The following is a 19,805-nucleotide window of genomic DNA, read 5'->3' on the forward strand; positions in this document are numbered from 1 at the left end:
CAGGGTGATTTTTTTATGATTTTTTTCTTGTTGAACGAGCGCCATCCGCCAGTAGCACCCACCGCCGGCGCGCACAATGACGCGCTCGATGGGTGACCATGAGCCTTGAGGAAAGCGATCGGAGTGTTCGGGTTAAATCAGGTAGGAAAGACCTACGGTCAGCGCGAACGCCACCAGCGAAATGATGGTTTCGAGCACGGTCCAGGTCTTGAAGGTCTGGGCAACGGTCATGTTGAAGTATTCCTTGATCAACCAGAAACCGCCGTCGTTGACGTGGGAAAAGATAACCGACCCCGCGCCTGTCGCCAGCACCAACAGTTCCGGGTGCGGATAACCCAGACCAATGGCCACCGGCGCAACAATCCCCGAGGCGGTAGTCATCGCGACCGTGGCCGAACCGGTGGCGATGCGCATCAGCGCGGCGAACAGCCAGCCCATGATCAGCGGCGACAGGTGAAATTCATGGGCCAGGCTGACGATCTGGTCGGTGACCCCGGCGTCCACCAGAATCCGGTTCAAGCCGCCGCCGGCGCCGACCAGCAAGGTGATGCTGGCGGTAGGCGCCAGGCATTCGTTGGTGAATTTGAGGATCGACTCGCGGTTGAAGCCCTGGGCGATGCCCAAGGTCCAGAAGCTCAGCAAGGTCGCCAGCAACAGGGCGATCACCGAGTTGCCGATGAACAGCAGGAACTGGTTGAAACCACTGCCCGGCGTGGAGATCAGGTTGGCCCAGCCGCCGATCAGCATCAGCACCACCGGCAACAAAATGGTCGCCATGGTGATGCCGAAGCCCGGCAGGCGGTCACGCGGTTCGCGGTCGAGGAACTGGCGCTCCAGCGGGTTTTCCGCCGGCAGTTGAATGCGCGGCACGATGAACTTGGCATACAGCGGCCCGGCGATGATCGCGGTCGGAATGCCGATCAAAATCGCATACATCAACGTCTGCCCCACCGACGCCTGATACACCTGCACCGCCAGCATCGCCGCCGGGTGCGGCGGCACCAGTGCATGCACCACCGACAGCCCGGCGACCATCGGCAAACCGACCATCAGGATCGACACGCCAACGCGCCGCGCCACGGTGAACGCAATCGGCACCAGCAGCACAAAACCGACCTCGAAGAACAACGGCAGGCCGACCAGAAAGGCGATGCAGACCATCGCCCAGTGCGCGTTCTTCTCGCCGAACCGGTCGATCAGGGTCCGCGCCACCTGCTCGGCACCGCCGGACTCGGCCATCATCTTGCCGAGCATGGTGCCCAGCGCTACCACCAGCGCGATGTGCCCCAGGGTCTTGCCGACGCCCGCCTCATAAGCGCCGACCACGCCAGACGCCGGCATCCCGGCCAGCAAGGCCAGGCCGATGGACACCAGGGTGATGACGATGAATGGATTGAGTCGGTAACGGGCGATCAGAACGATCAGCGCAATGATGGCGATGGCGGCATACACCAGCAGCCAATAGCCGAAGGACAGGGTCATGCGGTACTCCTCGAAAGGGTCACGTCGAATGGGTTGTGAAACTCATAAAACATTTCGAGGCGTGATTTTCAAACGAGGCGAAACTAATTTTCGTGCAGGGATAAGGCTTGTCGTGCAGAGGCATGAGCCGTCGGTGTTTTTGAAATTGGGTCAGGCGGATTTTCATCGCGCCTGACCCCAAACGTCAGGCTTTGGCGGCCATCGCGGTGACTTCGACGCGCATGCCTTCAACGGCCAGAGCGGCCACGCCCACCGCCGCCCGAACCGGCCACGGCTTGGCGAAGAAACGCTTATAGACTTCGTTGAACGCGGCGCGGTCGGCCATGTCGGTGAGGTAGATGGTCAGGTGCAACACCCGGTCCATCGAACTGCCGGCGCGCTCCAGCGCAACTTTCAGCGCCTGCAGCGTGCATTCGCTCTGCAAGGTGATGTCGCCCAGCTCCAGGCTGCCATCGGCGTGGGTCGGGATCTGCGTGGAGACCAACAGGCCACCGAAACCGGCAACGTCGGAAGAGATGGAATCCGCATCGGGATCGGGGGTGAACGTGATGTCTTGGTTTGCCATGGGGATCTCTTGCTTGGGGGGGTAAAGGGGAGCTCAACGCCTTTTGCGCGGACAGTTTACAGTCCATACGCCGTGGCTGCCTCGACGCCATTCTCTGCTACTGTTTTCCAACCTCGTCCTGCTGAATTGGAAACGCTCTATGACAACGCTGACGCCTATGGACAACCCGACGCCGGAACCGCAATCGGTCGATAGCCCCATCACCCGCAGTGCGATTTTCATCGTGGCGACCATAGCGCCGGGCAGTGACGCGGCCAATCGCGTGCGGGCCTGGTGTGGCGACGTCGCGGGCCTGGTGCGCTCGGTGGGCAAACGTGTTCCCGCAGGCAATCTTTCGTGTATCTGCGGCTTTGGCGCGACCGCGTGGGACACCTTGTTCGGCAACCCGCGCCCGGCCGCGCTGCACCCGTTTCGCGAGTTCGGTCCGGCGGGACGTCGCGCACTGGCAACCCCCGGCGACCTCTTGCTGCACATCCGTGCCGAACAGATGGACCTGTGTTTCGAATTGGCCACGCAAATAATCGCCGCCTTGGGTGATGCGATTTCGGTCGTCGATGAAGTGCAGGGTTTTCGCTATTTCGACATGCGCAGCATCATCGGCTTTGTCGACGGCACCGAAAACCCGGTCGGGCGCAAGGCGGTCGACTTCACGATAGTGGGCAGTGAAGATCCGTCGTTCAGCGGTGGCAGCTATGTGCTGGTGCAGAAATACCTGCACAACATGACGGCCTGGAACACCCTGACGGTCGAAGCGCAGGAGCGGATTATCGGCCGTACCAAGCTGTCCGACATCGAACTCGATGACACGGTCAAACCGACCAACTCCCACAGCGCCCTGACCACGATCACCGAGGACGGGCAAGAAGTGAAAATCCTGCGCGACAACATGCCATTCGGCCGGCCGGGCGCGGGCGAATTCGGCACCTACTTCATCGGCTATGCGCGCTCGCCCGCCCCTCTGGAGCTGATGCTCGAAAACATGTTCGTCGGCAGGCCGCCAGGCAATTATGACCGCTTGCTTGATTTCAGCACGGCAGTGACGGGAGGCCTGTTTTTCGTGCCTTCAGCCGACCTGCTGGAAGCGCTGGCGGACCGTGAGCTTTAAGGGCGACCGTCGGTAAACAAATCTCGAACTCGCGCCATGCCGTTGCGTCCAACGTGTAGGTCAACGGAGGTAGGCAAGATGAACAACGATGACAGTATCGATGACGTTGAAAAGGCGCTGAAGGACAAAGAAGCCAAAGAGGCCAATAACCCTGCTTCCACTCATAACCAGGAGCAGGAAGCCGAGGAGCTGCGCCGAAAAGTAGCGGAGATAGAGCGCAAAGTCGCCGACGGGAACTAGCAATACGCCTGATGGCCGCCTCCGCTGACTGCTTTAGAGAGTCATGCACGTTCAGCGGAGGTGGCCGTGTTGCCTAGTTCGGGTCCAGCAACCCGCCGCTCCAGTGGCGCGACATCCGGCTGCCGGTGAATTTCGCCACCACCATGCCTTGGGACACCAGCCGATCCCGATAGCGCGTCACCATGCGTCCGGCCTGCTCGGCCACCAGCACCACTTCGGAAGACGGATCGCCGGGGCGGCGCAGAATCCGCGCAAACCGCTGGCCTTCTTCGACGAAATCCCCCAGTTCCTTTTCAAAGATCAATACCCCGGGCTGCGGCGCGAGGATGGTTTCCATGTGGCCCATTTCCATCGCCTCGACGGGCCAGTCGCCTGGCGCAAGCGCTTCGTCGATGACCCCGCAACTGCACAGCCAAACGTACAAACCCTGGGCATCCTGCTCGGCAAAGCGATCGCTGACATCGCCCTGCCCACGCAATTCCAGGGTCGCAGCCATGCGCCCGTCGGTGACGCCATCGCGCAGCCACGGCGCAATAATGGTTTCTTCGAAGGAGCCATCGCCGCCCTCGTCCCAGATGATCGCCACGTCCATCTTCAGCGCCGCCGCCAGTTGCCGGCCACGGGGCCAGAAACTGCGGTGTACGTAGAGGTACGGCAGCGCTTCGTCATCGGTGTGCAGGTCGAGCATCAGATCTGCCGAGGACGCCAGTTGCACCAGTTTTTTTTGCCATTCCTGGACGTTGGTCGACGGCCGCTGCAGCGCGGCCGACTGATCGAATGCGCGGTTGAAGTTATGCCCGGTGGCGTCGTGAAAACGCCCCAGGATCCGCCCCTGGCGAAACTGCCCGATGCCCAGTGGATTGGCCTGCGGCACCACCGTCACCTGGCCCTTGAGCCGGCCTTCGGCCTCGGCCACCTCCAGGCGCTGCATCAACACGTGCAGCACCAGCATCCCGGCAATTTCATCGGCGTGCACCCCGGCCTGCAAATGCACGTTCGGCCCGCTGCCATCGCCCTCGAAACGCCAGACGCCGACCGGCATCGCGTCACCGTTGTTGTTGCGCACACTGAACGAAATATCCTGCGCCATTGGCCCACCCTCCCCGTCATGAACCGTTAAAAACCGATGCATCGCCACGGCCGGAACTGGAGATTGAACGCACGTTCAACTAAGCTCGCCAACCTGGCACCGCATCCAAGGAACTCCTTGTGACAACCCCTTCGCCGAAAAACCGCCGCGCCGAGCCCGACGAACGCCGCGAAATGCTGGTGGCCGCCACCTTGCGCTGCCTGGCCCGTGACGGGCACGCCGGGATTTCCGTGCGCCGCATCGCCACCGAGGCCGGGGTGTCCGTGGGTCTGCTCAACCATCATTTCGGCAGCATCGATGCCTTGATCGCCGACACCTACCAGAAGATCGCCAGCGAGCTGACCACCGCCCTGCTCCAGGAAATCCAGCAGGCCGGCACCCCGGCCGAAAAGATGGACGCGTTTCTCACCGGGTCTTTTTCTCCGCGGGTCATGGACCCGCAACTGCTGGGTGTCTGGGTGGTGTTCTGGAGCCTGATTCGTCACTCCGAACACGTCAGCCAGTCCCACGAAAAAAGCTACCGCGCCTACCTCGACCTGCTCCGCCAACTGCTGGATGACATGGCGGCCAGCGAAGGTTTTGTGATCCACGACACCCGCCTGGCGGCCATCGGTCTGTCAGCGATGCTCGACGGACTCTGGATCGAGTGGTGCCTGAACCCCGAAACCTTCAGCCCCGCCAACGGCCTGCACATCTGCCGTTGCTGGATAAAGGGGTTGCGACACGGAGCATTCAGCACCGACGACGTCTTGTGAGGCATGGCGTCCGAAGATCATCGCCAGGGTGCCGCTGACCGCGATCAGCCCGGCACCGATCATCAGCGACACGTCCATCAGCGTGCCCCAGATCAGGCTCGACAACAGGAACGCCCAGATCAGCCCGGTGTATTCGAACGGTGCGAGCAAGGTCGCGGTGGCTCGCCGGAAACTGGCGAACAACAGGAATTGACCGATGCCGCCCACCAGCCCGGCACCGATCATCCCCAGCCAGGCCGGGGTCGGCGCCGGGGTGTGGGTCCAGGGCAGCGCGACGGCCATGCACAGCACAAACACCACGTTGGTGATCAGCATCTGCTCCAGCACGGATGTCTGCTCGTCCACCTGGCGTAACTGAATGTAGGTGAATGCCCAGCACACTGCCGCTAGCAGCGTCAGTACGATCGGCAAGGGATCGGTGATGTTGCTCGGGCGACAGGCGATGACCACCCCGACAAATCCGATGATCAGGGAAAACCATTGCCAGCCGCTCGCACGCTCCTTGAGTATCACCGCTGCCAGCACCGTGACCATGATCGGCGCGGAAAAATACAGGGTGGTCATTTCCGCCAGCGACAGGTCCCGAGCAGCCGTGTAATAGAGCAGCCAGGCGACAATCGACAGCAAGCCGCGCACCACCAGCAAGCGTCGACTCGGCGAGCGCCAGGCTCGCTGAACCAGGCGCAGGCGCCCGGTCAACAGACAGGCGAGGACCACCACCAGGCCGCGCCAGAACAAAATGGTGACCACCGAATAGTCGGCCACCAGCCACTTGATCACGGCATCCTGCAACGCCAGGAACGCGTAACCCAAGGTGCACAGGCCAATGCCCTGCAACGAGCGGTCGACCACTCCTGACGCACTCATTACACCGACCTGCGCACGGGCGTCCCGCGCCGTTCGGCAAAGGCAAACAGTGCCTCGATCAGGAACGTCAGGCAGACATACACCCCGGCCACCAGCAGCAGCGGCTCATAGACCTGAAGGGTTTGCGCCCGCACCACGTTGGCCGCGCCCAGCAGGTCGACAATCGCAATGGTCGACGCCAGTGCCGTGGACTTGAGCAACATCACGGTCTCCCCGGCCAGGGTCGGCAACAGCAAACGCAAGGCCCGGGGCAAGCGCACCCGCAGCAGCGACTGGCGCGGGGTCATGCCAAACGCCGAGGCGGCTTCCATCTCGCCCTTTGGCACCGCTAACAGGCCGCCACGAATAACCTCGCCCACATACGCGCCCACCGACAACACCAGGGCGAACACGATGTACCAGTAACCGTCACGCAAGTAAGGCCAGAGAAAACTGCCGCGTATCAGCGGGAACTGCGCAAACAGGCTGCCGAGCCCGTAGTAGAAGATGTAGATCTGGATCAGCAACGGCGTGCCACGCGTCACGCTGGTGTAGAACAGACTGACCTTGGCGATCACTGTGTTCTTCGAGATCCGCGCCAACGCCACCAGCACCGCCAGGACAAACCCCAAGGCACTGGAAATCAACAGGATGGTAATGGTCGTTTGCAACCCTCGGCCCAACAGCGCCGCGTATTCAACTATCCACGCTGGAATCATTTCATTCACTCAGCCAAAGGCATCCAGCGACGAATCCGTCGCTCAAGCCGTCCCGACAGGTAGTTGGACACCAGCGTCACCGCGTAATACATCGCCGCGGCCGTGAGGTAGAACAACAGATAGTGACGCGTGGAACCCGCGCCTTGCTTGGCGGTGTACAGCAGCTCGTTGGTGCCGACCACGCTGATCAAGGCGCTGTCCTTGATCAGGTTGATCCACAGGTTGGCCATTCCGGCCATCGCATACGGCGCCATGATCGGCAGCGTGACACGGCGGAACAGGCCAAAACCGCTCAGGCCGAACGCCTTCGCCGCTTCGATCTGGCCGAAGGGAATCGCCTGGATCGCCGCGCGAAAAATCTCCGACGCGTAGGCGCCTTGCACCAGTCCCAGCACGACGATAGCCGCCAGCGGACCGCTGACGTTCACCGCGCCGTAACCCAGCTGCGCCATCAACGAATTGAGGAGCATGGAGCCGACGTAGTACAGCAGCAGGATCAGCAGCAACTCGGGAACGGCACGGAACAACGTGGTGTAGCTGCGCATCAGTGCGGCGATCGGTTTGGGTGCGCCCAGTTTCAGACAGGCCACCACCAACCCGATGAACAGCCCGACCACGAAGGCCCCGGCCGATATCTGCAGGGTCATCCAGAGCCCCTTCAACAGCGCACCGCCCCATCCTTGTTCGCTGAAATTGATCAAATCGAACATTGCCGGCATTTCCGCCTCCAGTTAACGCAATCACTGCCTGACGCAATCCCCTGTGGGAGCGGGCTTGCTCGCGAAGGCGGCCTGACATTCAGCAATGATGTCGCCTGACCCACCGCCTTCGCGAGCAAGCCCGCTCCCACAGGTTCTGTGTTCAGGTCAGAACGCAGGTTTCACGCTGGTGCCGAAGTAGTGCTGCGACAGGTCGTCATAATCCTTGCTGGCCAGCAACGAGGCGATCGCCGTGTCGAGTTTGGCCTTGAGTTCGGTGTCGTCCTTGCGCAGACCGGCGCCCACACCCTTGCCGAAGATCGGGTCGTACGGAACCGCGCCGAGGTATGCCAGGTCCTTGGCATCCGGTGTCTGCACGAAGGCCGCCATGGCCGTGCCGTCAGCCATCATCAAGTCGATCCGGCCGGCAATCAGGTCGGCGTTGGCCGAATCCTGGGTGTCGTAATACTTAACGTCGGCAATCTTTTCGTAGTAGGTCTTGAGGAAGCTGGCGCTCACCGTCGAGTTCTGCACGCCGATGGTTTTGCCCTTGAGGTCATCCGGGTATTTTTTCACCGACGTGCCCTTCGGCCCGACAAGCGCGACCACCGAATCGTAATAGGCCTTGCTGAACGCAATCTGTTTTTCCCGTTCTTCGGTCACCGACATCGAGGAAAAAATCACGTCGATCTTCTTCGACAGCAGCGAGGGAATGATGCCGTCCCACGCCACTTCCTTGATCTCGCATTCGGCTTTCATTTCGCTGCACAGCTTGTGGATCAGGTCGACTTCAAAGCCTTTCCATTCCCCGTTGGCCTGCTTCTCGGTGTACGGCGGATAAGGTTCGGCCGCGACCGCGAACCTGATCGGCTGGGCCTGGGCCGCGCTCATCCCGGCCAGCAATACGCAGGCCACGCCCGTGAACCAGTTTGCCAAACGTCGATTTCCCATGATTTTTCCCCGTCTTTTTATGATGTATTAGCGAGTCTGATGAGCGTTGACGAATTGTCGGCAACGCTCGCTGCGTGGGTGTACGAACACTTCATCCGGCGAACCGGTTTCCTCGATCAGGCCTTGGTGCAAGTAGGCGACTTTGGAAGAGACATCGCGGGCGAAAGCCATTTCATGGGTCACCAGGATCATGGTCCGGCCTTCTTCCGCGAGGGAGCGGATCACCCGCAGCACTTCGCCGACCAGTTCCGGGTCGAGTGCCGAGGTGGGTTCATCGAACAGCATGACCTTGGGCCGCATGGCCAAGGCCCGGGCGATAGCCACCCGTTGTTGCTGTCCCCCGGAGAGAAACGCCGGGTACTCGTTGCGCTTGGCCGCAAGTCCGACGCGTTCAAGCAAGGCTTCGGCCCGTTCAGTGGCCTCCGCACGGCTTTCACGCAGGACCTGGGTCGGCGCTTCGATGAGGTTTTCCAGCACCGTGCGATGGGGCCAGAGATTGAAATTCTGGAACACCATGCCCAGGCTCGAACGAATCCGGACCAGTTGCTTGGCGTCGGATACCAGCGGCGCGCCAGGACGGTCGAAGTTCAGGTGGATGCTCTCGCCGTCCACCAGAATGCGTCCCTGGTCCGGCACTTCGAGCATGTTGATGCAGCGCAGCAAGGTGCTTTTGCCCGAGCCGCTGGCACCAATCAACGAAATCACATCGCCTTCGCGGGCGGTCAGGGAAACGCCTTTGAGCACCTCGATATTGCCGAAGCGTTTATGCAGGCCGTCGACTTCGATCATGGTCTTGGCGGCGACCGGTTCAACCGGCGCCTGGCAAGTGACACGGCTGATCACCGGCCTTGGCGCTTCGCCTTGCAACACCAGGACAAAATCGCGGATACGCTGGCAGGCCTGGGCCAGGCGCTCTTCACCAAGGGTGAACGAGAGCCGCACGAAACCTTGCGCCGGTTCGCCAAACGCGGCAGCGTCCAGCACCGAGACGTGTGCTTCGCGCAACAGGCGCCAGGCAAATTCCAGGGAGGTCAGCCCGGTGGCGCGCACGTCCACCAGCACGAACATGCCGGCGTCGGGGTTGAGCACCGAAATGCCCGGGCAATCCGACAGGCTGGTCACCACCAGATCGCGGCGACGGCGATAGATTTCGCGCATGCCATGGGTCACGTCTGCATGGGCCTGCACCGCTTTGAGCGCGGCTTCCATGACGAACCCCGGCAAGCCGTAAAGCATGCTCAGCACCAGGGTTTCGGCGTGCGCGACCAGGCTTGGATCGGCGACGATCCAGCCGGTACGCCAGCCAGTCATCGCGTGGGATTTGGACAGACTGCCGATCACCACGCAGCGCTCGGCCATGCCCGGCAACGCCGCCAGGCTCAGGTGTTCACGCTCGAAGGCGAGGCTCTCATAAACCTCGTCCACCACCACCCACAGGTCATGCTCGATGGCGAGTTCGGCGATGGCTTGCAGCTCTTCGCGGTTGAGCACCACGCCGGTGGGGTTGTTCGGGTTGGAGAAGAAAATCGCCCGGGTCCGCGGGGTGATGGCCTTGGCCAGCACAGCGGCATCGAGCCTGAAACCTTCGTCCGCCGAACACGGCACACGAACCAGCGTGGCGCCCGACGCCTTGAGCGTGGCCTCGTAGGTCACGTACATCGGGTCCAGGGCAATCACTTCATCGCCGGTATTGAGCAGGCACATCGAGGTGATGAACAGCGCGTTCTGCGCCCCGGCCGCAATGATCACGTTTGACGCTTGCAGCTCACGGTCGAACAGTTGGCTGTAGCGAGCCGCGATGGCTTCGCGCAAGGCCAGCCGACCGGCAATTTCGGTGTAGTGGGTGTCGCCCTCACGCAGCGCATGAATCGCGGCATCGGTGATGAAATCGGGGGTGGGGAAATCCGGGTCGCCGACACTGAGAATGATCACATCCTCGCCCCGGCGCTGGGCTTCGAAGGCTGCATTGTGAATATCCCAGGCGGCCACACCGTCGCCTGAAATCCGCTCAACAAAGGGTGAAAACCGCATGCCAGTGCCTCGTTCGAATAGAAGAAACGCAAGCCCGCGCAACCAGCCGGGGAGGTGGTCATCAACATAGTCGAAGCTGAACAGTCGTTCAACAGAAAAGTCGTGGTGCTTCGCGTTCGGTGTAAACAGGTCGTTTTTACGACAGTCGCGGCGTTTTTCAGCGCTTGATCGCCTTGGACGACGCACAGTCAGGTGATCGACTAGTGCTCTTCTATTCCGGATACGGCGCACAGATCTCCAATACCGATGCAGCGAGCCAAGCCGACCGCATCGACGAATACTTGTCGAAACTTGATTGCTAGCTATATGCCATCAGTTGATAATCCCGCCCCTCCTTAAACTCACGCAAGGAAATGCCGTGAAGAAATCTCTCCTGCTCGTCCCTGTTTTCGCTCTGCTGCTGCAAGGTTGTGGTGTAACCATGGCGCGTTATGAGCCGAGCTACGAAAACGTCCAACAGCTCAAGCAAACCCCGCCGCTGCAATCGATCAGCAACGCTCAGGTCAAAGCGGACTCCGGTCAGGGATCGCTGACGGTCCGGGCCAATCCGATCAGCTCACCGAGCGGCAGCATCACGCAGCATATTCAGGATGCGATTACCGAAGAACTGGGTCGGGCGGGACTGTTGAATGCTCATGCGCAGCGGCATCTGGATGTATTGGTGGTCAAGAATGAGCTGACCGCAGGCATGGGAACGGGCACGGGCCAGCTGGCGGCGCGTTTTACGCTGCTCAAGGACAATGAGGTGGTTTATGACGCGACCAAAGATGTCGGCCGCCAGTGGGACAGTAGCTTTTTCGGTGCCATTGCGATCCCGAATGCCGCTAACGCTTACAACCCGATGGTTCGTGATTTGCTGAAGGCGTTGTACAGCGACCCGAAGTTCATTCAAGCCCTCAAATAAGGGCAAAACAGGAGCCGCTTTTGCGGCTCCTTTCGTGATGTCGTGATCAGGCCCGAGGCACGTAGGCATCAAGAGCCGAATATTTCAGGCTTTTGCTATCGACCATCTGCTTGAGCAGGGAATTGACCTGACGGCTGAAGGTGTCGTTGATTGCCTCTTTCGGGGTGTTAGCCATCAACGGCACGAACCAGATGCCAATCCAGGTATTGATCCCGTCATGGTTGCTCGTGTTAGTCAGGGTCTGCCCCTGCGAATCGAGCGTCTCCAGGCTCATGGTGTATTGGTCCGTCGCCAGCGCCGGGATAACGGTGAACGTCAAACCACTGATAAATGCCATGACCATCTGACCACCACCCGGTGGATGGTTATAAACCTTCAAACGCAGTTTGTAGTCACCTGGCTGTTTCTGGAACTCGTCTAGCGTGACGCGGCCGAAAAGACCGGAATCGGTCAGCACTTTTTGCAGTTCAGGCTTCAACATGTCGCGTGCTTGCGGCATTTCAACGGCCGAAGCGCTTTTTGGCTCGCCTTGATAGAAATCGAAGTCCACATAGACGTTCGGTTTGTTCGAATAGCTGGACATTGACGGCAGGCTGACCGGAGCAACTTCATCTTTGGTGAAGCTGGCGCAACCACTTAGGCCGAGTACCAAGGCCAACCCTAGACATTTCCCAAACTGCATGACGACTCCCTTTAATAATGGCACAGCGCCTCCATACCGGAGAGCGGGTCGCGGATTTTAGAGAGTTGCAGGCAATATTAAAAGGCCACCACTGAAAAAGAGATCAACCCCAGTCCGTACGAATGCGACGGCCTTTCCGCGTAACGCCCATGCAGTCCCACCTCGACGGTGAGGGCCACCCCCCTGTGCGGCACTGGATCGAACTGGTCGAAGCCGCAATGCCTGAACTGAGGCAAAAGCAGGCTCACTCCTACAGGGGATTTGGGTGTTAAATTCGCGGGCCTTTTTTCACTTGCGGGCCAATTTGAACCGCACGCAATCCTCATAAAAATTTTTCCGCACGTCCGCTGGCTTGTACCGCGATTTGCTGTCGTAGGTTTGCTCGGTGATGCCCATCGCCATCATCCGCATCCACGCCTTGTCGAATTTGTAGGCCTGTATCTTCTGACGAGCGGCATACAGCGAAACCCCGGCCAGCTTGAGTTCCTGGGCCCTCGCCGCCGTTCCCGCGCCCCAACTGCACATAAACCGGTCATTGGACGCCAGCTCTTTAGCCTGGGCAGAGAGTGCAACGCTCGCCAGGGCGAACGAGATCATCGTGACAAATACACTTCGCAATTCCATTCACCTAACCACCTGAAAGTGAAGTGATTTTGGCGATAGTTTGGCGACTTGGGGGCCAGCAGTTTGCCTTTTCTGCGCCTTGAGGATCGACCGGATAAACCGGGCCGGCATCGATTGATCAATAAATCCGCGCGACTCGTTTTGATACATTTATTTTCACATTATTGATTTATGAAACAATACGTGTCATTTATAGCCTCACAAAATTCATCAGGACTGATCCACCGCCAGCCCGGACGGCACCAAACCAGCACCCTCCCAATGCCCCCCAGGAGTCAACAAAATGAACAAGACAGCACTTCTTGGCGCTCTGGCACTGTGCGCAGCAAGCTTTCTGGCACACGCCGAGGAAGACAGCCTGCGTATCGGTATCGAAGCCGCCTACCCGCCCTTCTCTTTCAAGACGCCCGAGGGCAACGTCAGTGGTTTCGACTACGACATCGGCAACGCACTGTGCGAAGAGATGAAAGTGAAATGCGAGTGGGTCATTCAGGAGTTCGACGGCATGATCCCGTCGCTCAAAGTGCGCAAGATCGATGCGGTGCTGTCGTCGATGTCGATCACTGAAGACCGCATGAAGTCGGTCGACTTCAGCAAAAAGTACTACCACACGCCGGGCAAGTTCGCGATGAAGGCCGGCAACGTGATCAACGACCCGCTGGTGGATCTCAAGGGCAAGAAAGTCGGTGTGCAACGCGCCTCGACTTACGACCGTTTCGCCACCGAGCAACTTGAAAAAGCCGGCGTCGAAGTGGTGCGCTACGGCTCACAAAACGAAGCCTTCCTTGACCTGGCGTCGGGTCGACTGGACGCCACGCTCGCCGACATCGTCGCCACCGACGAAAGCTTTATCAAAACCCCGGCGGGCAAGGGTTTCGCGCTGACCGGGCCGGACATCAATGACCCGAAATATTTCGGTCGGGGCGCCGGGATTGCGGTGCGTAAAGGCGACAGCGCGAACGCTGCACGCCTCAGTGCGGCGATTGACGCGATCCGCGCCAATGGCAAGTACCAGCAAGTGATGGCCAAGTATTTCGCCTTCGATATCTACGGCGAATAAACCTTTATCTGTCATGCGGGCGCCCGCTCATCGCGGGCGCTTGGGACGTGTCTTGCGCGCTTCACGGCGCTAGCTTGAGGATTTTCATCATGCTTCACGGCTACGGATCGAGCATTCTCGATGGCGCCTGGCTGACCATTAATCTGGCCCTGACCTCCATGAGCATGGCGATTGCCTTGGGTCTGATTGGCGCCGCCTTTCGTTTGTCGCCGCTTAAATGGCTGGCGATGCTCGGCGAAGGCTATACCACGCTGATTCGCGGGATCCCTGACCTGGTGTTGATCCTGCTGATCTTCTATGGCGGCCAGGACCTGGTGAACCGCATTGCCCTGGCACTCGGCTACACCCGTTACATCGACATCAATCCCTTTATCGCCGGCGTCTGCACCATGGGCTTTATTTTTGGTGCCTATCTCTCGGAAACCTTTCGCGGCGCCTTTATGGCGATCCCTAAAGGCCAGGGCGAAGCCGGCGTGGCGTATGGCATGAGTGGCGCCCAGGTTTTCTGGCGGATTCTGGTGCCGCAGATGATTCGTTTCGCCATTCCCGGCTTCACCAACAACTGGCTGGTGCTGACCAAATCCACCGCGCTGATCTCGGTGATCGGCTTGCAGGACATGATGTTCAAGGCCAAGAACGCAGCGGACGCCACCCATGAACCGTTCACGTTTTTCCTCGCGGTGGCGGCGCTGTATCTGATGCTGACCAGTCTGTCATTGCTGGTGCTGCGCTATCTGGAAAAACACTACTCGGTCGGCATCAAAGCCGCCGAATTGTGATTGGGAGCAACCCCCATGATTCTCGACTACAACCTGATCTGGGAAAACCTGCCGCTGTATTTCAATGGCGCCTTGTTGACCCTCAAAGTGCTGCTGATCTCCCTGGCTTTTGGCCTGATGCTGGCAATCCCCTTGGCGCTGATGCGGGTGTCCCGCTCACCACTAATCAACTTCCCGGCCTGGCTCTACACCTACGTGATTCGCGGCACGCCGATGCTGGTGCAATTGTTCCTGATCTATTACGGCCTGGCGCAGTTCGCAGCGGTCCGTGAAAGCGCACTCTGGCCGTACCTTTCCAGCGCGACGTTTTGCGCCTGCCTGGCCTTTGCGATCAATACCAGTGCCTACAGCGCGGAACTGTTGGCCGGCAGTTTGAAGGCCACCGCCCATGGCGAAATCGAAGCGGCCAAGGCCATGGGCATGTCGCGCTTCACGTTGTACCGCCGGATTCTCTTGCCGTCGGCCTTGCGCCGGGCACTGCCGCAGTACAGCAACGAAGTATTGATGATGCTGCAAACCACCAGCCTGGCCTCGATCGTCACGCTGGTGGACATCACCGGTGCGGCGCGGACGGTCAGTTCGCGGTTCTACCTGCCGTTCGAAGCGTTCATCACCGCCGGCCTTATCTACCTCGCCCTGACCTTCATCCTGGTCCGTCTGTTCAAGCTGGCCGAGCGCCGCTGGCTGGCGTATCTGGCACCGCGCAAGCATTAAGGAGCATTTATGGAACACATTGAATACCTGTTGCCGTGGAGTGCTTCGGGCACGGAACGGCGCCTGTCGCTGTTTCGTTTCGGCAGCGGGCCGCGCAAGGCCTACATCCAGGCATCCTTGCACGCCGATGAACTGCCGGGGATGCGCGTGGCGGTGGAACTCAAGCGGCAGCTGCGGCTGCTGGAAGAACAAGGTCGGCTGAACGGGGTGATCGAATTGGTGCCGATGGCCAATCCGATCGGTATCGCCCAGATGTTTCAGGCCACCCATCAGGGTCGTTTCGAATTCAACAGCGGCAAGAATTTCAACCGCGACTTCCCGGAACTGACCGAAGCCGTGGCGGCACTGGTGCAAGGTCAACTGGGTGATAACGCCGACCTCAACACCGCGCTGATCCGCCGCGCCATGAGCGATGTCCTCGCCGACATGCCGCCAGCAAATTCCGAGCTCGATGGCCTGCGTCGCGTGCTGTTGCAGCATGCCTGCGACGCCGATGTGGTGCTGGACCTGCATTGCGACTTTGAGTCGATCATGCTGCTTTACACCATGCCGCAACATTGGCCGCACTTGCGTTCTCTGGCCGCGCGCCTGGGTGCCGGCGCGGCGCTCCTCGCCGAAGGTGCCGGCGGCAATGCCTTCGATGAAGCCTGCGCGATCCCGTGGCTGCGTTTGGCCGAGCTGTTTCCTGACGCCGCTATCCCGCTGGCCTGCGCCGCCACCACCATCGAATTACGCGGCATGGCCGACACCGAGCGTGAACAATGCATCGACAGCGCCGAAGCCATTCTCGGTTACCTCGCCGAACAGGGTCTGATCAGCGGTGACTGGCCCGAAGCGCCCTTGACCTGCTGCGAAGCAACGCCCTTCGCCGGAACGCAGTACGCCTATGCGCCGCACCCCGGCGTGGTGAGTTTTCTGCAACCGTTGGGTGCCCAGGTCCGGGTCGGTGATCCACTGTTCGAAGTACTGGATCCGCTGACAGACCAGCACAGCATCGTGCGCGCCAGCACCGACGGCATCCTTTATGCCCGCGAGCGCCTACGCTTTGCCCAACCCGGTTTGTGGCTGGCCAAAGTCGCCGGCACCCGCCTAATTCGCCAAGGTCGCTTGCTCAGCGACTGACTCCAGAGAATGACCAGCATGTACAAACTTGAAATCCAGAACCTGCATAAAAGCTACGGCACCCACCAAGTGCTCAAAGGCGTGTCCCTGGAGGCGAAAGCCGGTGACGTGATCAGCCTTATCGGCTCCAGCGGCTCCGGCAAAAGCACCTTCCTGCGCTGCATCAACCTGCTGGAACAACCGAACGCGGGCACTATCGTGCTCAATGGCGAACCGCTCAAGTTGATGCCCAACAAGCTCGGCGGTCTCAAAGCTGCCGAACCCAGGCAGTTGCAACGCATGCGTTCGCGCCTGTCGATGGTGTTTCAACACTTCAACCTGTGGTCGCACCTGAGCGCCCTTGAAAATGTCATGGAAGCCCCGGTGCACGTGCTGGGAATGTCCAAGAAAGAGGCGCGCGAAAAGGCTGAGCACTACCTGAACAAAGTCGGCGTCGCCCATCGCATGGACGCCTGGCCGGCGCATATGTCGGGCGGCGAGCAGCAGCGAGTGGCGATTGCCCGTGCGTTGGCCATGGAACCGGAAGTGATGCTGTTCGACGAACCGACCTCGGCCCTCGATCCCGAACTGGTCGGGGAAGTCCTCAAAGTCATGCAGGACCTCGCCCTTGAAGGCCGCACCATGGTGGTCGTGACCCATGAGATGGGCTTTGCCCGGGAAGTCTCCAATCAACTGGTGTTTCTGCACCAGGGCCAGGTCGAAGAGCGCGGCAACCCGCGTGAAGTGCTGGCCAACCCACAGTCCGAGCGCCTCCAGCAATTCCTGGCCGGTAGCTTGAAATAATCCACCCGCCCCGCTCACCGACGGTTGGCTTCGGATACACTCCAGCCAACCTTATGCCCTCAGGAAATGTTGAGCCGGATATGCCGACCCCCTCGAAAAACACCACGGTCTATGCCGCGCCGGTGATGCGCAAACTGGCGGAAATCGTTGCCGATTTGCAGCCGTCCCTGCGCAAGGTGGCGGACTTTATCCTGCGTCACCCGCTGAAGGCCGCGACGCTGACAATCGAGGAGATGGCGCACGAAACATCCACTTCGCCTGCCGCGGTCAACCGGCTGGCCAAGGCGCTGAACCTGGGCGGCTACACCGGCATGAAGGCCGAGCTGGTCGCGACCTTGCAGCAGATGGTGTCGCCGGTCGACAAGCTGCGTAACGAACTGGCCCATCGTCCCGACGGTGCGTTTGGCCTGCATGAGCAAATCCAGAGCGCCAGCAGCAACCTTGCCACCGCGGCGACCAATAACCACGAAGACACCTTTGAAGCGTTCGTCACACGGCTGACCACCGCTCGCAAAATCTACATCCTGGGCTTTGGCAACAGCGTGTACTTCGCCGGTCTCGCCGCCTCGACCCTGATGCCCTTCTGTGCGGACGCCACCGCCATCAGCATGGAGGGCGGCAACGAAAACGCTGCTTACCGCCTGGCCGCGATCACCGATCAGGATGTGTTGCTGGCGATCTCCCTGCCGCGTTATTCCCTCGACACCCTGCAACTCGCCCGTTTCGCCAACGAACGTGGTGCCTCGGTATTGGCCATCACCGATTCACCCGCCTCGCCGCTCACCAGCATTGCCGAACACACGCTGTTTGCCCCCGCCGACCATCCGGTGTTGACCAGTTCCAACATCGCGGTGCTCGCCTTGATCGAAGGCTTGGTGGCCGGTGTGATGGCGCGCAACAAAGAAGCCGTCAAGCTGGCGACCGAGCTGACTGAAAGCGTGATGGCTTACCTGCACATGCCCGCCAGCGGAAAACCGTCGAAAAAGTGATGGCGTTCGATTCGCCATCCATTACACGAGACAAGCCAGGCTTTTTGACGCCCTATCTGAAAACCGTACCGGGCATGATCGGACTGCATGCGCTAACGTTCTTCTCTGTTGAAGGAACCGCCTTGGGACCATCGACCGTGGTTGCCGCCAGGCACAAGGCTGATCAGGCGCTACTCGCGCATTTTTCGTCGAATCGATGACGCAGGGGAGAAAGGCATGAACCGACTGTTGGCTGCAGCATTGCTGTGCACGGCGCTTTCGATGGCACAGGCTGCCGAGCGCTGGGAAACACTTCCGGCAACACCGCCAGTCACAACAACCTCTAAATCCGGCTATCTCGACGTTAACGGCACCAAACTGTTCTACCGCGTCGTCGGCCAGGGATCACCCGTGGTCTTGTTGCATGGCGGGCTGGCCAATTCTGACTATTGGGGTAATCAGGTCAAGGTTCTCGCCCCCCATCACACCGTGATATTGCTCGACAGTCGGGGCCACGGTCGCAGTGGCAGGGATGCGCAAGCCTATGGCTACGACTTGATGGCGGATGACGTCGTGGCGCTACTGGACCGTCTGAAGATCAAGAAAGCCGACGTGGTGGGATGGAGTGACGGGGCGATCCTGGGGCTCGATCTGGCGATCCGTCACCCTGAGCGCGTCGGCAAGATCTTCGCCTTCGCCGCCAACTCAACAACGGACGGTGTCATTGCCGGCGTCGAAAAAAACCCGACGTTTGCCGCCTACATCGACCGTGCCGGACAGGAATACAAAAAGCTCTCCCCGACACCGGATAAATATGATGAGTTCGTTGAGCAAATCAGCCATATGTGGGCATCGCAGCCATCGTGGAGCGATGCCGACCTGAAGAAAATCAAAACACCGGTATTGATTGTCGACGGCGACCACGACGAGGCAATCAAGCGTGCACATACTGAGTACCTGGCGGCCACCATCCCGGGTGCGGGCCTGGCGATACTGCCCAACGCCAGTCATTTTGCGTTTATGCAGGCACCCGATGACTTCAACGCCATCATGCTGAATTTCCTTGGTCAAAAATAAACGGGCGCATTTTTCCTGAAGCGTTCGGGTGAGGTCGTGGCAAAACCAATCCACAGCTTTTTCACCCCTTGACCCGACCTCCAGGATACCTCGCCGGCGGTCGGTCATCTGGCCAGCTTCGCCCCACCTAGGCCCTATTCTTCGCAGCGCCCCGTGCTCTCGCGATCACGCTCGTAGCGTTTGGACAGCGCAAACGGCGGCAACCAGGACTCGCGACGCACGGTCCAGATTTCATAGGTGGGCGTCAGTTGATCGGGGGCATCCAGAGACCCCAGGTTCACTTCGATTTCGTCAGCGGTGCGCGCGAAAACCGACGAGCCACAAAGCGGGCAGAAATACCGTCCGGCGTAGTCGCGGGTTTCGCCCTCGATCGTGACGGCGTTCTCGGGAAATATCGCGCAAGCGTTGAAAACGGCGCCGTGTCGCTTGCGACAGTCCAGGCAGTGACAAATCCCGACCCGGTAAGGGCGTCCCGTGGCTTCGAAGCGGACACTGCCACACAGGCAACCGCCAGTGAATCGGTCCATGTTGCGTCTCCTCTTATCTCAAGCTGTGCTGTTGTGATGTTGACAATAAGTCCCGTCGGGCGTGCCTCAAAAAATCGCTAGAG

22 protein-coding genes and 1 pseudogene are annotated in these 19,805 nt (G+C 60.0%); 12 read left to right on the forward strand and 11 right to left on the reverse strand.

The features are described 5' to 3' along the window. Positions 1-132: 132 nt before the first annotated feature. Both K5K95_RS30530 and K5K95_RS30535 read right to left on the reverse strand, forming a co-directional pair. Positions 133-1,482 carry a gluconate:H+ symporter gene (locus K5K95_RS30530; protein ID WP_222587532.1) on the reverse strand — a complete coding sequence of 450 codons (1,350 nt, stop codon included), beginning with the start codon at positions 1,480-1,482 and terminating at the stop codon, positions 133-135. A 184-nt stretch (positions 1,483-1,666) separates the two neighbouring features. Beyond that, entirely contained in the window at positions 1,667-2,047 is a 381-nt protein-coding gene (locus K5K95_RS30535; protein WP_222587533.1) for a RidA family protein, read from the reverse strand. A gap of 157 nt (positions 2,048-2,204) precedes the next feature. On the opposite strand from K5K95_RS30535, the gene K5K95_RS30540 reads away from it, so the two are divergent. Both K5K95_RS30540 and K5K95_RS30545 read left to right on the forward strand, forming a co-directional pair. Next, positions 2,205-3,152 (forward strand): Dyp-type peroxidase, encoded by a 948-nt coding sequence (locus tag K5K95_RS30540; protein WP_222590481.1) that lies wholly within the window; start codon positions 2,205-2,207, stop codon positions 3,150-3,152. 78 nt (positions 3,153-3,230) lie between these two features. Then, on the forward strand, positions 3,231-3,392 hold the full coding sequence (locus tag K5K95_RS30545) for a hypothetical protein (protein WP_222587534.1): 162 nt from the start codon (positions 3,231-3,233) through the stop codon (positions 3,390-3,392). A gap of 73 nt (positions 3,393-3,465) precedes the next feature. Here K5K95_RS30545 and K5K95_RS30550 read toward each other — a convergent pair whose 3' ends face one another. Beyond that, on the reverse strand, positions 3,466-4,482 hold the full coding sequence (locus tag K5K95_RS30550) for a succinylglutamate desuccinylase/aspartoacylase family protein (RefSeq protein WP_222587535.1): 1,017 nt from the start codon (positions 4,480-4,482) through the stop codon (positions 3,466-3,468). Between the two features lie 173 nt (positions 4,483-4,655). Here K5K95_RS30550 and K5K95_RS30555 point away from each other — a divergent pair. Further along, positions 4,656-5,141: pseudogene (locus K5K95_RS30555) on the forward strand (TetR family transcriptional regulator C-terminal domain-containing protein); the annotation flags it as partial. On the opposite strand, the gene K5K95_RS33330 reads toward K5K95_RS30555, so the two are convergent. From K5K95_RS33330 to K5K95_RS33420, 5 genes are all read right to left on the reverse strand, one after another. Beyond that, on the reverse strand, positions 5,100-6,104 hold the full coding sequence (locus tag K5K95_RS33330) for a DMT family transporter (RefSeq protein WP_261398109.1): 1,005 nt from the start codon (positions 6,102-6,104) through the stop codon (positions 5,100-5,102). The pseudogene K5K95_RS30555 and the gene K5K95_RS33330 sit on opposite strands and share 42 nt — an antisense overlap. Further along, positions 6,104-6,802 (reverse strand): ABC transporter permease, encoded by a 699-nt coding sequence (locus K5K95_RS30560; protein WP_222587537.1) that lies wholly within the window; start codon positions 6,800-6,802, stop codon positions 6,104-6,106. Before K5K95_RS30560 ends, K5K95_RS33330 begins: the two co-directional genes overlap by 1 nt. A 5-nt stretch (positions 6,803-6,807) precedes the next feature. Further along, positions 6,808-7,521 carry an ABC transporter permease gene (locus K5K95_RS30565; RefSeq protein ID WP_222587538.1) on the reverse strand — a complete coding sequence of 238 codons (714 nt, stop codon included), beginning with the start codon at positions 7,519-7,521 and terminating at the stop codon, positions 6,808-6,810. A gap of 147 nt (positions 7,522-7,668) precedes the next feature. Beyond that, positions 7,669-8,451: a transporter substrate-binding domain-containing protein gene (locus K5K95_RS30570; protein WP_222587539.1), complete on the reverse strand. Its 783-nt coding sequence runs from the start codon at positions 8,449-8,451 to the stop codon at positions 7,669-7,671. A 27-nt stretch (positions 8,452-8,478) separates the two neighbouring features. Beyond that, complete coding sequence (locus K5K95_RS33420) at positions 8,479-10,482, reverse strand: aminotransferase class I/II-fold pyridoxal phosphate-dependent enzyme (RefSeq protein ID WP_222587540.1); 2,004 nt, start codon at positions 10,480-10,482, stop codon at positions 8,479-8,481. 358 nt (positions 10,483-10,840) lie between these two features. Between K5K95_RS33420 and K5K95_RS30585 the strand changes: the two genes are divergently transcribed. Further along, positions 10,841-11,386, forward strand: a complete 546-nt coding sequence (locus tag K5K95_RS30585) for a hypothetical protein (protein WP_222587542.1) — start codon at positions 10,841-10,843, stop codon at positions 11,384-11,386. Positions 11,387-11,432: 46 nt separating this feature from the next. Here the strand turns inward: K5K95_RS30585 and K5K95_RS30590 are convergent, their stop codons facing one another. Together K5K95_RS30590 and K5K95_RS30595 are read right to left on the reverse strand one after the other, a co-directional pair. Beyond that, positions 11,433-12,068: a hypothetical protein gene (locus K5K95_RS30590; RefSeq protein ID WP_222587543.1), complete on the reverse strand. Its 636-nt coding sequence runs from the start codon at positions 12,066-12,068 to the stop codon at positions 11,433-11,435. A 288-nt stretch (positions 12,069-12,356) separates the two neighbouring features. Next, positions 12,357-12,692 (reverse strand): hypothetical protein, encoded by a 336-nt coding sequence (locus K5K95_RS30595; protein WP_405046086.1) that lies wholly within the window; start codon positions 12,690-12,692, stop codon positions 12,357-12,359. Between the two features lie 283 nt (positions 12,693-12,975). Between K5K95_RS30595 and K5K95_RS30600 the strand changes: the two genes are divergently transcribed. The 8 genes from K5K95_RS30600 (at position 12,976) to K5K95_RS30635 (ending at position 19,195) form a co-directional block, all read left to right on the forward strand. Then, positions 12,976-13,752, forward strand: coding sequence for an ABC transporter substrate-binding protein (locus K5K95_RS30600; protein ID WP_222587544.1), 777 nt, complete (start codon positions 12,976-12,978; stop codon positions 13,750-13,752). Positions 13,753-13,841: 89 nt separating this feature from the next. Next, complete coding sequence (locus K5K95_RS30605) at positions 13,842-14,531, forward strand: ABC transporter permease (RefSeq protein WP_222587545.1); 690 nt, start codon at positions 13,842-13,844, stop codon at positions 14,529-14,531. Between the two features lie 15 nt (positions 14,532-14,546). Next, positions 14,547-15,245, forward strand: coding sequence for an ABC transporter permease (locus tag K5K95_RS30610; RefSeq protein WP_222587546.1), 699 nt, complete (start codon positions 14,547-14,549; stop codon positions 15,243-15,245). Between the two features lie 9 nt (positions 15,246-15,254). Then, positions 15,255-16,367 carry a succinylglutamate desuccinylase/aspartoacylase family protein gene (locus K5K95_RS30615; RefSeq protein WP_222587547.1) on the forward strand — a complete coding sequence of 371 codons (1,113 nt, stop codon included), beginning with the start codon at positions 15,255-15,257 and terminating at the stop codon, positions 16,365-16,367. 18 nt (positions 16,368-16,385) lie between these two features. After that, positions 16,386-17,150, forward strand: a complete 765-nt coding sequence (locus tag K5K95_RS30620; RefSeq protein WP_222587548.1) for an ABC transporter ATP-binding protein — start codon at positions 16,386-16,388, stop codon at positions 17,148-17,150. Between the two features lie 80 nt (positions 17,151-17,230). Next, the gene (locus K5K95_RS30625; protein ID WP_222587549.1) at positions 17,231-18,139 is read left to right on the forward strand and encodes a MurR/RpiR family transcriptional regulator; all 909 of its coding nucleotides are present in this window, start codon (positions 17,231-17,233) and stop codon (positions 18,137-18,139) included. Continuing rightward, positions 18,139-18,339 carry a hypothetical protein gene (locus K5K95_RS30630; protein ID WP_222587550.1) on the forward strand — a complete coding sequence of 67 codons (201 nt, stop codon included), beginning with the start codon at positions 18,139-18,141 and terminating at the stop codon, positions 18,337-18,339. Before K5K95_RS30625 ends, K5K95_RS30630 begins: the two co-directional genes overlap by 1 nt. Before the next feature lie 16 nt (positions 18,340-18,355). Beyond that, complete coding sequence (locus K5K95_RS30635; protein ID WP_222587551.1) at positions 18,356-19,195, forward strand: alpha/beta fold hydrolase; 840 nt, start codon at positions 18,356-18,358, stop codon at positions 19,193-19,195. Positions 19,196-19,329: 134 nt separating this feature from the next. On the opposite strand, the gene K5K95_RS30640 is transcribed toward K5K95_RS30635, so the two are convergent. Then, entirely contained in the window at positions 19,330-19,722 is a 393-nt protein-coding gene (locus K5K95_RS30640) for a GFA family protein (RefSeq protein ID WP_222587552.1), read from the reverse strand. Between the last annotated feature and the right edge of the window lie 83 nt (positions 19,723-19,805).

This window comes from Pseudomonas sp. DR48 (assembly GCF_019823085.1).
Classification (GTDB): Bacteria; Pseudomonadota; Gammaproteobacteria; order Pseudomonadales; family Pseudomonadaceae; genus Aquipseudomonas.